The 12,986-nt window shown below is 65.1% G+C and carries 12 protein-coding genes; 2 read left to right on the top strand and 10 right to left on the bottom strand.

All coding sequences use genetic code 11. The features are described 5' to 3' along the window. Positions 1 to 279 precede the first annotated feature (279 nt). Positions 280 to 1,665, top strand: coding sequence for a DEAD/DEAH box helicase (locus M4578_RS00165; RefSeq protein WP_258091408.1), 1,386 nt, complete (start codon positions 280 to 282; stop codon positions 1,663 to 1,665). Between the two features lie 108 nt (positions 1,666 to 1,773). On the opposite strand, the gene M4578_RS00170 is transcribed toward M4578_RS00165, so the two are convergent. The 10 genes from M4578_RS00170 to M4578_RS00215 all read right to left on the bottom strand — a co-directional run bounded on the left by M4578_RS00170 (position 1,774) and on the right by M4578_RS00215 (position 12,321). Further along, positions 1,774 to 2,856 carry an ABC transporter ATP-binding protein gene (locus tag M4578_RS00170; protein ID WP_258091409.1) on the bottom strand — a complete coding sequence of 361 codons (1,083 nt, stop codon included), beginning with the start codon at positions 2,854 to 2,856 and terminating at the stop codon, positions 1,774 to 1,776. Positions 2,857 to 2,859: 3 nt separating this feature from the next. Next, positions 2,860 to 3,645 (bottom strand): ABC transporter permease, encoded by a 786-nt coding sequence (locus M4578_RS00175; RefSeq protein WP_258091410.1) that lies wholly within the window; start codon positions 3,643 to 3,645, stop codon positions 2,860 to 2,862. Beyond that, the gene (locus tag M4578_RS00180; RefSeq protein ID WP_258091411.1) at positions 3,642 to 4,628 is read right to left on the bottom strand and encodes an ABC transporter permease; all 987 of its coding nucleotides are present in this window, start codon (positions 4,626 to 4,628) and stop codon (positions 3,642 to 3,644) included. The genes M4578_RS00175 and M4578_RS00180 overlap by 4 nt, the downstream gene beginning before the upstream one ends. A gap of 75 nt (positions 4,629 to 4,703) precedes the next feature. After that, positions 4,704 to 5,810: an ABC transporter substrate-binding protein gene (locus M4578_RS00185; protein WP_258091412.1), complete on the bottom strand. Its 1,107-nt coding sequence runs from the start codon at positions 5,808 to 5,810 to the stop codon at positions 4,704 to 4,706. 56 nt (positions 5,811 to 5,866) lie between these two features. After that, on the bottom strand, positions 5,867 to 6,967 hold the full coding sequence (locus tag M4578_RS00190) for an NAD/NADP octopine/nopaline dehydrogenase family protein (RefSeq protein ID WP_258091413.1): 1,101 nt from the start codon (positions 6,965 to 6,967) through the stop codon (positions 5,867 to 5,869). Further along, the gene (locus M4578_RS00195; RefSeq protein WP_258091414.1) at positions 6,964 to 7,551 is read right to left on the bottom strand and encodes a peroxidase-related enzyme; all 588 of its coding nucleotides are present in this window, start codon (positions 7,549 to 7,551) and stop codon (positions 6,964 to 6,966) included. Before M4578_RS00195 ends, M4578_RS00190 begins: the two co-directional genes overlap by 4 nt. Continuing rightward, positions 7,548 to 8,027, bottom strand: coding sequence for a hypothetical protein (locus M4578_RS00200; protein ID WP_258091415.1), 480 nt, complete (start codon positions 8,025 to 8,027; stop codon positions 7,548 to 7,550). The genes M4578_RS00195 and M4578_RS00200 overlap by 4 nt, the downstream gene beginning before the upstream one ends. Next, positions 8,024 to 9,487 carry an NAD(P)-binding domain-containing protein gene (locus M4578_RS00205; protein ID WP_258091416.1) on the bottom strand — a complete coding sequence of 488 codons (1,464 nt, stop codon included), beginning with the start codon at positions 9,485 to 9,487 and terminating at the stop codon, positions 8,024 to 8,026. Before M4578_RS00205 ends, M4578_RS00200 begins: the two co-directional genes overlap by 4 nt. A gap of 39 nt (positions 9,488 to 9,526) precedes the next feature. Further along, a complete protein-coding gene (locus M4578_RS00210) occupies positions 9,527 to 10,864 on the bottom strand; it encodes an MFS transporter (protein ID WP_258091417.1) in 1,338 nt (445 codons plus the stop codon). Beyond that, positions 10,861 to 12,321, bottom strand: a complete 1,461-nt coding sequence (locus M4578_RS00215; RefSeq protein ID WP_258091418.1) for an aminotransferase class V-fold PLP-dependent enzyme — start codon at positions 12,319 to 12,321, stop codon at positions 10,861 to 10,863. The genes M4578_RS00210 and M4578_RS00215 overlap by 4 nt, the downstream gene beginning before the upstream one ends. A gap of 109 nt (positions 12,322 to 12,430) precedes the next feature. On the opposite strand from M4578_RS00215, the gene M4578_RS00220 reads away from it, so the two are divergent. Then, positions 12,431 to 12,892 (top strand): Lrp/AsnC family transcriptional regulator, encoded by a 462-nt coding sequence (locus tag M4578_RS00220; RefSeq protein ID WP_258091419.1) that lies wholly within the window; start codon positions 12,431 to 12,433, stop codon positions 12,890 to 12,892. The last annotated feature ends 94 nt before the right edge of the window (positions 12,893 to 12,986 follow it).

A 12,986-nucleotide genomic window follows, 5' to 3' on the forward strand; every position in this document is an offset into this window, starting at 1 on the left:
CCGCATCGCCGGTCGAACCGCGCCGGATCTGGCTCAGAACCGCGTATAACCGAAACAATACCCACTCATCGTTGAGAAAAACGAAACAAAAACCGCTGATTGTCCCCTGAAACCCACGATTTCTCTGCCAAATTGCCGCCCTGATTGACCTTTCCCCGGTGAGTCAGGTAAAAGCCGCGTCATCGGGATCGCAAATGCCAAGAACCGCAGGGCCAAACGGGCCCGATCCCTGACCAGATGCGCGGGCCAAGTCAGTGTCCGCACCCAACTCGGACACACATGACAAAGTTTTCTGATCTGAACCTGAACCCCAAGGTGCTCAAGGCCATCGAGGAAGCGGGCTATGAAACCCCGACCCCGATCCAGGAAGGCGCCATTCCCCCTGCGCTCGAAGGCAAGGACGTGCTGGGCATCGCCCAGACCGGCACCGGCAAGACCGCCAGTTTCACCCTGCCGATGATCACCCTGCTCGCCCGTGGCCGCGCCCGCGCCCGGATGCCGCGCAGCCTGGTGCTCTGCCCGACCCGCGAACTCGCCGCGCAGGTGGCCGAGAATTTCGACGTCTATGCCAAGCATGTGAAGCTGACCAAGGCGCTGCTGATCGGCGGCGTGAGCTTCAAGGAGCAGGACGCGCTGATCGACAAGGGCGTCGATGTGCTGATCGCCACGCCGGGCCGTCTGCTCGACCATTTCGAGCGCGGCAAGCTGCTGCTCACCGGCGTGCAGATCATGGTGGTGGACGAGGCCGACCGCATGCTCGACATGGGGTTCATCCCCGACATCGAGCGGATCTTCTCGCTGACGCCCTTCACCCGGCAGACGCTGTTCTTCTCCGCCACCATGGCGCCGGAGATCGAGCGCATCACCAACACCTTCCTCTCCGCCCCGGCGCGGATCGAGGTAGCCCGTCAGGCCACCGCCTCGGAAACCATCGAACAGGGTGCCGTGTTCTTCAAGGCGTCGCGCCGCGACCGCGAAGGCAGCGAAAAACGCGAGGTGCTGCGCCAGCTCATCGACCGCGAGGGCGAGGCCTGTTCGAACGCCATCGTCTTCTGCAACCGCAAGGTCGATGTGGACGTGGTGGCGAAATCGCTGAAGAAATACGGCTATAACGCCGAGCCGATCCATGGCGATCTCGACCAGAGCCAGCGGATGAAGACGCTGGACGGGTTCCGCGACGGTTCGATCCGGCTGCTGATCGCCTCGGATGTGGCGGCGCGCGGTCTGGACATTCCCTCGGTCAGCCATGTGTTCAATTTCGACGTGCCGAGCCATGCGGAAGATTATGTGCACCGCATCGGTCGTACCGGCCGCGCGGGCCGCGCGGGCAAGGCCTTTACCATCATCGTGCCGAAGGACGAGAAGAACTTCGACGATGTGGAAAAACTGATCCAGAAAGAGATCCCGCGCGTCGAGCTGCCGAACATGCCCAAGCCCGCGGCGGTTGCCGAGGACACGGACACGGCCAGCAAGCCGGAAAAGAGCGAGAAGCCCGAAAAAACCGAGAAGAAGAGCTCCCGCTCGCGGTCGCGCAAATCCGACAAGCCGGCGCAGGAGAAATCCTCGTCGCGGCGGTCGGAGCGGAGCGACAACAACGTCGTGGGCATGGGCGATCACATGCCCGAATTCATCGCGCTGAGCTTCGAGGAACGCCGTGCCGGCTGAGGCCGGCGTTCCAAGCGTGGACTGTAAGCGCCGCTTACACCCGAGCTCCTTCCTCAGAAACGCAAAAGCGGGCCCGTAGGCCCGCTCTCTCGCTCTCTCTGGGAAACCTCAGTCCCGCAGCACCGCCATGCTGCTTTCCTCCCAGCCGATCCACACCGGCGCCTCGCCCACCGACTGGCCGGTGTCGGCATCGACATAGGCCTTGAGCGTCGCGCCCTGCGCCTCTTCCACCAGAAGATCCAGCGCCATGCGGCTGCCGAGGAAGGTCTTGCCGACCACCCTGCCCTGCACCGCATTCGCCGTCGCGGGGCGTTCGATGTGAAAGCCCAGCCGTTCCAGCCGCACCGAAGCGGTGATCGGCGTGCCCGCCTGCGGCACCCCGCCCGGCGCGTGGCCGCGCAGGGTCTGGCCGAACCAGTCCATCACCACCGCGCCGCCCTCGGTGCCGCGCAGCTCGCCGGTGAGCAGGTTGGTCTCGCCGATGAACTCCGCCACGAAACGCGAGGCGGGATGGAAATAAAGCTCTTCCGGCGTGCCGTCCTGCTCCACCTTGCCCTTGTTCATCACCACGATGCGGTCGGACATGGTCAGCGCCTCCTCCTGATCGTGGGTCACAAAGAAGAAGGTCTTGTTCGTGCGGCGCTGGATGCTTTTCAGCTCCTGCTGAACCTGCCCGCGCAGCTTGGCGTCGAGCGCGCCCAGCGGCTCGTCGAGCAGCAGAAGCGCCGGATCGGGCGCCAGAGCCCGCGCCAGCGCCACCCGCTGCCGCTGCCCGCCCGAAAGCTGCGCCGGATAGCGGTCGCCATAGGCGTCGAGTTCGAGAAAGGACATGATCTCGTCCTGACGGCGGCGGATCTCGGTCTTGCTCATCCCCTTCAGCTCGAGCCCGAAGGCGATGTTCTGCTTCACCGTCATATGCGGGAAGAGCGCGTAATCCTGAAACACCATGTTCACCTGGCGTTTCTCGGGCGGCAAGCGGGTCACATCCTTGCCGTCCAGGATCACCCGGCCGCTCGACGGCTGTTCGAACCCGCCGAGGATGCGCAGCGTGGTGGACTTGCCGCAGCCCGAGGGGCCGAGGAAGGTCACGAACTCGCCCCGCGCGATGTCGAGGGTGAGGTCGTTCAGCGCAACAGTATCGCCGAACTGCTTGGAAACGTTCTGGATGCGGACGAGCGCGTCGGAGGTCATGGCTCAGGATTCCTTGTTCATGCGGCGGGTGAAACGCTCGGCCCAGACGCCGACGACGGCGGTCAGGACCAGCGCCGCCGTGGCGATGGCGTTGATCTCGGGCGACATGCCCGATTTCAGCTTGGCGAAGATCAGCACCGGCAGGGTCGGCTCGTAGCCGCCGAGGAAGAAGGAGCGGACGAAATCGTCGAAGCTGAGCAGCAGGCAGAAGATGCTGGCCCCCATGATCGCGGGGATCAGATAGGGCAGCGTGATGCGTAGGAAGGCGATCAGCGGGTCGGCGCCCAGATCCCGCGCCGCCTCGATCTGGCTTTTCGGCAGGGTCGAGAGCCGCGCCATCACCACCAGCACCACAAAGGGCACGTTGTGCACCGCGTGGGACCAGACGATGGCTCCCATGCCGGGCTCGATCCCGAGATAGCGCGCATAGATGCGGAAGGCGATGGCCGAGATGATGCCGGGGATCAGCGCCGGCAGCACGGTCAGCCCGAAGATCGCCGCCCGGCCCCAGAACTTGCGCCCCTCCAGCAGCACCGCGATCCAGGTGCCGACAAAGACCGAGATCAGCGTCGACAGCACCGCGATCGCCACCGAATAGGCGAAGGCGGAAATCACCTCGGCATTCTCGAAGATGCCCATATACCACTCCAGCGTATAGGAGCGGATCGGGAAACCGATGAACTTGCTGTCCTTGAAGCCCATCAGCACCATGAGCACCAGCGGCACGAAGACATAAGCCACAAAGGCCCAGTAGGTGCAGGAGAGCAGAATGCGGTTGCCGCGGGTCATTTTCTCTCTCCTTTGCGCAGGCCGGTCATGAATTTCTGGAACAGCGTCGTGAGGATCAGCGCCGCAAGGAACATGATCACCGCAAAGGCCGCCCCCGTGGGCCATTCATCGCCCGCGACATGGAAGAACCCGGCGATGGTCTCGGCAAAGACCGTGGTCGAGGGCCCGCCCAGCAGCACCGGCGTGGCGTAGAACCCCGTCGAGATCAGGAAGACCAGCGTACAGCCCGAGGAGATCCCCTCGATGGTGAGCGGCAGCGTCACCCGGCGGAACCGCGTCCAGGCGCCGGCGCCCAGGTCGGCCGCAGCCTCGTTCAGCGATTTCGGCAGCTTTTCCAGCGCCGAATAGAGCGGCAACAGCATGTAAAGCGCGGTCAGATAGACGATGCCGACGCCCATGGAGAAGCTTGTGTACATGAAGGGGATGGGCCGGTCGATCAGCCCCAGCCATTTCAGCGCGAGGTTCACGGCGCCGGTATTGCCCAGCAGGATCATGATCGCATAGGTGCGCACGATCTCGCCCACCCAGAAGGGAATGAGCAGCATCAGAAGCAGCAGCATGCGGTTCTTGGGGCTGACATGGCGCGCGAGGAAATAGGCCACCGGATAGGTCAGGACCAGCGTGCAGAGCGTGAAGACGAAGGCGAACCCCAGCGTGCGGAAGAACGGCATCCAGAACAGCCGGTCGCCGAAGAAGCGCAGGTAATTGTCGAAGGTGAAATGCTGCTCGGTGCCCGCGGCGACCGGATAGGCATCGGTCAGCGAGACGCGGAGCATTTGCAGCATCGGACCCAGATGCTGGGTCAGCACCCAGAGCACGGGCAAGGCGGCAAGGATCAGGAACTGGCGGCGCGGCGTGGCGGTCGCAAGCTGCACCAGTGCCCGGTACGGCGCCCAGGAAGCCAGCCGGCCCCAGAAGGTGCGGTCGCTTCCCGTTGCCGGGACGGCACCGCGGTCTTCGCGCGCGGATGCGTCATAGGTCATGGCAGACCCTTTCGAAAGGCGTGGCAGTGGCCCTGCCCGCGTCTTGCGCGGACAGGGCTTGAGGTCGTCTGGCGGTTACGCGGCCTTGATGGCTTCCACGGCCGGATCGACGAAGCCGTATTTCATCTCGTTGGCCTCGGCGCGGAAGAACTGGAGATTGGCCAGTTGCTCGTCCGGGAAAGAGGTCGACTTCTTCTCGAGATCGGTCAGATACTCCGACGCGCCCTTGTAGGTCGAGATGAACCCGCTCGCCTTGGTCATCGCCGCGCCGATCTCGGGATTGGCGAGGATGGCGTTCAGGAAGGTATAGGCGTTGTCCGGGTTCGGGCAGTTCTTGGCGATGTTGAACGTGTAGACAAAGCCGTAGGAGCCCTCTTTCGGGATCGCCATGCCAAGCGGGAAGCCGTCGTTGATCAGCGCCGCCGCAGGGCCGTTCCAGCTATGGCCCAGCATGATGTCCTGGTTCACGAACATCTGCTGCACCTCGGCGCCGCCATCGTAATATTTCCGCACCAGCGGCTTTTTCTCGATGAGAAAATCGCGGGCTTCCTTCACGATGGCCTCGGCCTTTTCCGGGTCGCCGAGATATTCGACCATATTGCCGTCATAGCCCTTCATCAGCATGACGATCGACATCATGTCCTGGATGATATAGGCGGTCTGGCCCTTGTATTTCTCGCTGAAGAGCGTGTCCCAGGTCTCGGCCTCTTCCGGCGTGACGTAATCGGTGTTGTAGGCCAGAACCTCCATGCCCGAGAGGATCGGCGCGCCCCATTTGTGGCCGTTGATCGTGGCCCAGTCGCTTTCCGAGAAGGTCGGGTTGATGTTGCCCCAGTTGCTCATCCGGTCGGTGTCGAGCGGCGCCAGAAGGTCGCTGTCGATGAATTGCAGGAAGCGGTGGCCCGCGACGGTCATGATGTCCACGGTCGGGTTCGGCGCCTCGGCGGCGAGCAGGCTGAACTGCTTGCCCTGGTCGTCCACCAGACGGATGTTGATCTTGATGCCGGTTTCGGCCTCGAACTGCTCCTTGAAAGCCGCCGGGACGAAATCGTTATAGGTCCAGATATTGACCTCGCCGCCCTGCGCGTGGGCACGGCGCAGATAGGCGGGGCTGGCAAGCGCCGCGCCGGTCATGGCGGCGGTGGTCAGCAGCTTCCGGCGGTTGAGAATGAGTTTGGTCATTTTGCGCGTCTCCGTGTTGGATCGTTTTGTGTCGTCTGTTTGCCGTATCGTCGGGGTCACGACGCCGGTTCGGGCGTCTTCCGCAGCAGGCCGGTACGGGCGGCCTGGCACAGATCGTCGAGGCTGAAGCGGTCCAGCTCCAGCGCGTTCAAAAGCTCGTTTTCACGGGCGAAATCGCGGGCATACATGGCGGAAAAGATCTTGATCCCCGCTTCGTGCAGCTCCGCCGGGCGACCGGTGAGCCGCCCCAGAATGGCCGTCAGTTGCAGCCCGTAAGGCACATCCTCGGTGACATAGCGGCTGTCTGCGGTGGCAGGCCCGGTGCCGCCGTTGCCCTGCGCGTGCATCTGCTGGTTCATCTCCGAGATGGACGAGACCGGCACATGAAAGCTCAAGCTGAAATGCTCGAAGATGGTCTTGGTCTTCAGCCCCAGCGCCTCGGCGATGGCCAGCCGCTCCAGATCCAGCGCCTCCAGCAGCGCCCCCACCTTGGGGGTGACGTTCTGGCCCTGGCTCCAGATCTCGCCCCGCTCCATGCGGGTGATGTTGCCAAGCGCGATGCCAAGGTGGTTCTGCGGGTTGAGATTGGATAGCGAGATCGCCAGCAGCCCGTCGCGCGGCACAAAGACATCGCCGAAGAGCATGGTGCAGATTGCACGGGCGCAGTCGCTGCGGGTCTCGGGCACGGTGCAGAGATCGACCTTCTTGCGCACGGTGTTGACCTGCACGGAGGCGCCCTCGCCCCGCCGCCCGGTCACCACCGTGGTGCCCCAGGCGGTGACCGCCGCCTCGACGCCGCGCTCGGCGAGTTTCTGCATCAGATAGACGGCGCCCAGCGAGGCGTGCGAACTGATGAGGATGTGCTGGCCATCGCGGATATGCGGCGCCAGCGCGTCGAACACCGCCTTGTGGCCATAGCCCGGCAGCGCGATCAGGAGGACGTCGTTTTCCTCGGCCAGTTGCTGCGCCGAGCTTGCCACGCGCGGATCGAACTGCGTTTCGATGGCCCCGGTGGCGGTCAGCAGCCCGTCCTGCAAAGCGGCGGTCGAGGCGCCCGAGGGCGACCACAGCATCGGGTCGTGGCCGTTCTGATGCAGCAGCGCCGCCGTGCCGAACGCGATGGAGCCCGCGCCCGCAATGCCGACCTTGGCGCTCATGCGGGCACCTCGTGGCGCACCGGATCGCCCAGCACATGCATCAGCCGGTTGGCCCAGCCGAACAGCGCCGCCGAAAGGATCAGGTCAAGAATTTCCTCGTCGCTGAGCCCCGCCTCGCGCAGCCCGGCCATATCCTCGGGCGTCGCATCGACCGGGCTTTCCGAGAGCTTGCGCGCAAAGTCGAAAATCGCGCGATTACGGGGGTTTAGATCGGCCTTCTCACCCTTTGCGAAAAGCTCTTCGGTGACAGACGTGTCCTTCTCCAGCTTGGCGTGGCGATCGGCATGCACGGCGGCGCAATAGATGCAGCGGTTGACCATGCTGGCGCCGATGGCGCCCAACTCGCGCTCGGCCCGGCTCATGCCGCCGGGGTCGTACATGATCGCGTTGAAGAGCGGCGAGCGCACCTTGAGGCTCTCCACGTCATGCGCCAGCGTCAGCACATAGTCCGAGACCTTGGTGTTCGACGGCGTCACCTGAAGCGCATCGAGCTGCTCTTCGGTGGCCTCCTCCAGCTTCACCGGGGTGACACGCGGCTGCCAGTGCGGAACCTTGCGGGTGAACTTGTGAACGATCCGGCTCATGCCGCTTCCCCTTTCATCAGGCGCAGCCCGGCGACGACACGGAGCTGATAGGCCATGAAGGCGCAAAGCTCGCAGAGCCGGACGATGTCCGCATCCGAGATCCCCGCCTCTTGCAGCGCCGCGATGTCCTCGGCGGCGATGTCGCGGGTCCGGTTGGCGGCCTTGTCGAAGAAGGCCACGACGGTGCCAAACCCCTCGGCCACCCCATCCTGCATCGGATCGGCCAGCGCGGCCATGGCCCCCGCCCTGTCGAGATAATGCGCGGCCAGCGCGGGCTCGCCGCCTGCGGTGGCCAGCCGTGCCGCGAGGGCTGCGCGCAGATCGTGCGGGAAGGCGCCGGGATCGCGCGGGCTCAGCACCGCGTTCTCAGCGGCCTGCGTCGCCTCCATGATCTTGGCGCGGGTCTCGGCGGCAGCCGCCACCGGCCCCATCGCGATGCCCGCCGCCTTCAGCGTCGTGCTGTCGAAAATGCTCATGCCACCTGTCCTTCCGCCGGCTGCGGCAGCGGGGTCGGCTCCCACTCGCTGCCGTCAAGCTCGGGTGTTTCGTAATCCAGCATGTCCTGCCAGTGCGTTTCCAGATCCTCGGCGTAAAGCGTCGCCGCCATCGCCTTCGACAGCCAGGCCGCGCCCTCGGACACGCCCGGAATGTCGCCCGAGACCTTCCCGAGACTCGCCGAGGCCCCGTAGTTGAAACAATAGACCTTACTAAGCCAGGGCACCTCGCCCGGCACCTTCTCGCGGAAGGTGAAATCCGGGTTGAGATAGGGGAAGCGTCCCAGATCGGCGTTTTCCTCACCCTCGGGCGGGGTGTAGACATCCTGCCAGAGCAGGATCTTGCCCGCCACATCGCCGAACTCCGTGCGCGCCATCGGGTCGATGACGAACCCGGTGCCGAGGATGACGAAATCCGCCACGTAAGAGGTGCCGTCGGCAAAGAAGACCTCCACCGCCTCGCCGCGCTGCTCGATCCTTGTCGTCGCCTTGCCGAAATGGAAATGCGCGTTCTTGTGGCGGCTTACCCGCAGGGTCGAGCCATGCGGCGGCGGCGTCTGGGTGGCAAAGCTGTACTGCATGAAGCGCCAGCGCCATTCGTCGGGCAGATCGGCGAAGCCGGCGGTGAAACCGAAGCTGCCGATGCCCATCATCTTGTTGATGGTCGGCATCTCCTTGCGGCGGATCACATGGCGGACCTCGGCGGCGCCGTGCTCCAGCGCCTCCGCCGCGTTGTCGACCGCCGAGGCGCCCACCCCGATCACCGCCACGCGCTTGCCTTTCAGCGCGTCGAAGTCGATCTCGTCGGCGCTATGCGCCCAGAAGCGGCGCGGCAAATCCTTGATGAAGCCCGGAATATTCGGCCCGCCGGTGCCGTCGCGCCCGGTGGCAAAGACCAGCTTGCGGCAGAGGATCGTGCCCTCCTCGGCGCCCGACACGGTGAGCCGCAGCAGATCGCCCTCGGGCGCGACCTTGTCGACCGAGACGCCGTTTTCCACCGGCACGTTCAGCGCCTTGCGATACCAGCGCAGGTACTCCATCCACATCGGACGCGGGATCTTGTCCATCTTCTCCCACGCCTCGGTGCCGTGCTGGGCGCGATACCAGGCCTGAAAGGTCAGCGGGCCGAGGCCGAAGGCCGGGCCGGTCAGGGTCTTGGGCGAGCGCAGCGTCTCCATGCGGGCATAGTTGAGCCAGGGCCCCTCCAGACCCGCCGGGCTGCGGTCGAGCACGCGGATATTGCGCACGCCGCCGGTTTGCAGCCCGAGCCAGGCCACCATGCCGCACATGCCGCCGCCGATGATCACCACATCCGTCACGCCCTCCTGCGCGGGCACCCAGTCCTTGCCGGGATAGCAGAGGAAGGCAAGGTCTTCGTGGAGGCGGGCCTCAAGCGTGGCGAGGCCCTGCGCGTCGATCGGGGAAGTGTCATTCGTGTGCATACGAATCGTCCTACAGGAAAAGCGTGTTGCGGTTCAGCATCAAGCGGGCGTTTTTGCCCAATTCGGATGCAGATCGTCTATGTGATAGGCATGAGCGTGGCTGTGGCGGGGCCCATGCCCGGGATGGTTGCGAAGATGCGGGTGATCGGCAGGCAGATCCGGATGGTCATGCGCACGCTCCAGCGGATCCTGCGCGGGCCAGACGCGGGTGGCGATGAGCGCGACCAGCGCCGCCAGCAGCGAGAGCGACAGCAGCGCGTGTTCCAGCGTCACCACGCTCGCCAGCCAGCCCGCCAGCGGATAGGCCACCAGCCAGCCCGCGTGGCTGAGCGAAAACTGCGCGGCAAAGACCGCCGCCCGGTCCTCGCGCGCCGCCGAACGGGTGATGACCAGCCCGCCGGGGGTCAGCACCAGCGACGAGGCGAGCCCGAACGCCGCCCAGATCGCCAGCAGCCCGGCCATCGGCGGCTGCGGCAGCAGGGCGAAGACCGCGCCCACGGCGGCAAAGGCGAAGGCGCCGGTCAGCATCGACAGGCGTTCCGAGCTGCGGCGCACGAGGCGCGGCACCAGGATCGCCCCCGACGCGGCGCCGAAGCCGTAGCCTGCCATGAGGATCGGATAGAGCCCCTCGGCATCGCCCAGCCGGGCGCCCGCATAGACCACCGAATTGACCAGCACCCAGGCCATGGCCAGCGACAGCGCGAAGTTCAGCAGGAAAAGCCCGCGCAGACGGGGCGTGCGGGCATAGATTTTCATGCCGCGCAGGGCGCGGGAGACGAAGGGCCCCTTGCGCACCACATGGCCGCGTTCGGGAAAGCGTGTCGCCAGCAGGAAGGCGACCGAACCGAGGAAGGACAGCGCCGCGCAGAGGAACAACGCCTCGGGCGCGACCAGCTTCAGCACCGCCGCCGCGATCACCGGGCTCAGCACGGATTCCAGCGTATAGGCGATGCGCGACCAGGCGAGCGCCTTGGTATAACTCTCTTCCTCGGGCAGCACATCGGGGATCACCGACTGGAAGAGCGGCGTGAAGCCCGAGGCCAGCACGAAGAACAGAAAGGCCAGTGCCGCGATTTCCCAGGTCTGGGCGACAAAAACCATCGGCAGAAGCAGCAGCATCCGCCCGAAATCCAGCGCCACCATCGCCCCCTTGCGCGGCAGATGCGCGAGCAGGCTTTCGGCGATGGGCGCCAGCCCCACATAGGCCACCATCTTCAGCGCCAGGAGCAGCCCGAGGATGCGCCCCCCGGCCTCTGGCCCGCCGATCTCGTAGGCGGTGAGCGACAGTGCCACGGTCAGCAGCCCCACGGCGAGGAGCGAACAGACCTGAGCGGCGAAGAGGCTGCGAAAGGCGCGATTGGCGAGGGGGCTTGTCACGATGCGAGGCTTTCCTGTGGGGTCTCGACCGGCGCGAAGCGGGCGGTGTGCACGTCCACGCGGTACTGCGACAAATAGTCTGACGCCTCGCGGGCCAGATTGTCCACCGCAGCGATGATCATATCTGCCTTGTCCTCAGACATCAGCGCCGAGAAGTTCAGCCGCACCCAGCCCGGTTTGGCCACCTCCTCGCCATGGGCGATGGCGTCGAACATCGCCTCCGAGGCGGCCTCGTCGAGCCCCAGAAGCCGATGCGCATAGGACCCGGCGCAGGCACAGCCTCCACGCGCCTGGATGCCGTAGACATCGCTGAGCAGCCGGGTGAAGAACTGGTGATGCACCAGCCCGCCCTGCCCGTCGCGCACCCGGAAGGAAAAGATCGGCAGTGCCTTCGGCCCCTGCAGCCCGAGAATCTCGAGATGCGGGTTCTTGCGCCAGACCGCCTCGGCCCGGGCACGCAGCGCCGCATGGCGGGCGTCGAGCCAGTCCTGCCCCAGCGCCTCCTTGACCAGCATGACAAGCGCCGCGCGGATGTCGCCGATCACATTGGGCGTGCCGCCTTCCTCGCGCTCGGCGAGGCTGGTGGAATAGGCGTGCCCCCAGGGCGAGACATAGCTCACCGTACCGCCGCCGGGCAGCGTGGGCGTGGCGCGGCGCGCGATGGCATCGCGCACGATCATCACCCCCGAGGCGCCGGGCCCGCCGGGAAACTTGTGCGGCGAGAAGACGATGGCGTCCTTCTGCGCGTCGCTGCCCTGCCCCATGTCCATGGCGACATAAGGCGCGCCGCCGCCGTAATCCCAGACCGCAAGCGCGCCGTGGCGCTTGAGCAGCCGCGTCACGGCATCGCTGTCGGTCAGGATGCCGGTCACATTGGAGGCCGCCGAAAAGCTGCCGACGATCAGATCGGCGCCCTGCGCCGCCGTCAGCGCCTGTTCCAGCAGGCCCAGATCCGGCCCGCCCGCGGCGCTCTCGGCGATCTCGATCACCTCGGCGCCGCTTTCGCGCCAGGGCAGCATGTTGGAATGATGTTCGTAGGGGCCGATCAGCACCACCGCCCGGCCACCCCCGGCCACCAGCCCGGCAATGTCCAGCAGCCCCACCACCCGGTTGATCGCCGCCGTCGAGCCCGAGCCGGTGAAGACCACGCACGTCCCCGGCCCCGCGCCCGTCATGCGGGCGATCTCGGCCCGGGCGGCTTCGCGCAGACGGGTCGAGAACCCGCCGCAATAGGAGGCCTGGGTGTGGCTGTTGGCATACCAGGGCAGCACCCGGTCGCGGATGAAATCCTCCACCTGCGCCAGCGCGCGACCCGAGGCGACATAATCGGCATAGATCAGCGGACGGGGCCCGAACGGGCCGTCGATCTCGGCCCCGTCGCCGATCAGGCCGGCGCGTAGCCAGTCGGGAAGGTCGAGACGCTTGAGCGATTGCGCGAAGTCGTCGAGGGGGGCCATGGAAGCTCCGATCCTGAGATAAGTGGATCAAAGTATGACACCCGTAATACCGAAAATGTTGATCTAATTTCACCTTCAAATTCCTAATATTCTATCATATGAACGAAGAATGGCGATAAAGCTCGATAATATTGATCACCGCATTCTGGAAGAGCTGCAACGCGACTCGTCGCAATCCCAGCGCGCGCTCAGCGAACGGGTGGGCCTGTCGCAAAACGCCTGCTGGCGGCGGCTCAAGGCGCTGGACGCGGCGGGGGTGATCCGCAACCACACGGTGGTGCTCGACCGCCAGCAGCTTGGTGCCGGGCTGGTGGTCTTCGTGATGATCAAGACGCGGCACCATTCGGCAGCCTGGCTGAAGCGGTTCCGCAAACATGTCTCCTCGATCCCCGATGTGATCGACTTCTTCCGCATCGGCGGGGAATACGATTACCTGCTCAAGATCATCACCCGCGACATGGTGAGCTATGACGAGGTCTATAAAAAGCTCATCGAAGAGGTCGAGCTGGAAACGGTGACCTCCTATTTCGCCATGGAAGCCATCGAGGAACAGCGGCCGATCCCGATGTGACCCTTCACATCCGCGCGGCGGCAGCAAGAATTTTCGCGAAAATTCTTGCTGTAAGGCACTGACTAAAAATCATATTTATCCATAATGTGAAAAA

Origin of the sequence: Salipiger pentaromativorans (genome assembly GCF_024721115.1) — a bacterium.
Lineage (GTDB): Bacteria > Pseudomonadota > Alphaproteobacteria > Rhodobacterales > Rhodobacteraceae > Salipiger > Salipiger pentaromativorans.

What these genes read in the sequence shown, in the direction of transcription:
- M4578_RS00165 (WP_258091408.1), top strand. Translation starts at nt 280, where the DNA reads ATGACAAAGTTTTCTGATCTGAACCTGAACCCCAAGGTGCTCAAGGCC.
- M4578_RS00170 (WP_258091409.1), bottom strand. Translation starts at nt 2,856, where the DNA reads ATGACCTCCGACGCGCTCGTCCGCATCCAGAACGTTTCCAAGCAGTTC.
- M4578_RS00175 (WP_258091410.1), bottom strand. Translation starts at nt 3,645, where the DNA reads ATGACCCGCGGCAACCGCATTCTGCTCTCCTGCACCTACTGGGCCTTT.
- M4578_RS00180 (WP_258091411.1), bottom strand. Translation starts at nt 4,628, where the DNA reads ATGACCTATGACGCATCCGCGCGCGAAGACCGCGGTGCCGTCCCGGCA.
- M4578_RS00185 (WP_258091412.1), bottom strand. Translation starts at nt 5,810, where the DNA reads ATGACCAAACTCATTCTCAACCGCCGGAAGCTGCTGACCACCGCCGCC.
- M4578_RS00190 (WP_258091413.1), bottom strand. Translation starts at nt 6,967, where the DNA reads ATGAGCGCCAAGGTCGGCATTGCGGGCGCGGGCTCCATCGCGTTCGGC.
- M4578_RS00195 (WP_258091414.1), bottom strand. Translation starts at nt 7,551, where the DNA reads ATGAGCCGGATCGTTCACAAGTTCACCCGCAAGGTTCCGCACTGGCAG.
- M4578_RS00200 (WP_258091415.1), bottom strand. Translation starts at nt 8,027, where the DNA reads ATGAGCATTTTCGACAGCACGACGCTGAAGGCGGCGGGCATCGCGATG.
- M4578_RS00205 (WP_258091416.1), bottom strand. Translation starts at nt 9,487, where the DNA reads ATGCACACGAATGACACTTCCCCGATCGACGCGCAGGGCCTCGCCACG.
- M4578_RS00215 (WP_258091418.1), bottom strand. Translation starts at nt 12,321, where the DNA reads ATGGCCCCCCTCGACGACTTCGCGCAATCGCTCAAGCGTCTCGACCTT.
- M4578_RS00220 (WP_258091419.1), top strand. Translation starts at nt 12,431, where the DNA reads ATGGCGATAAAGCTCGATAATATTGATCACCGCATTCTGGAAGAGCTG.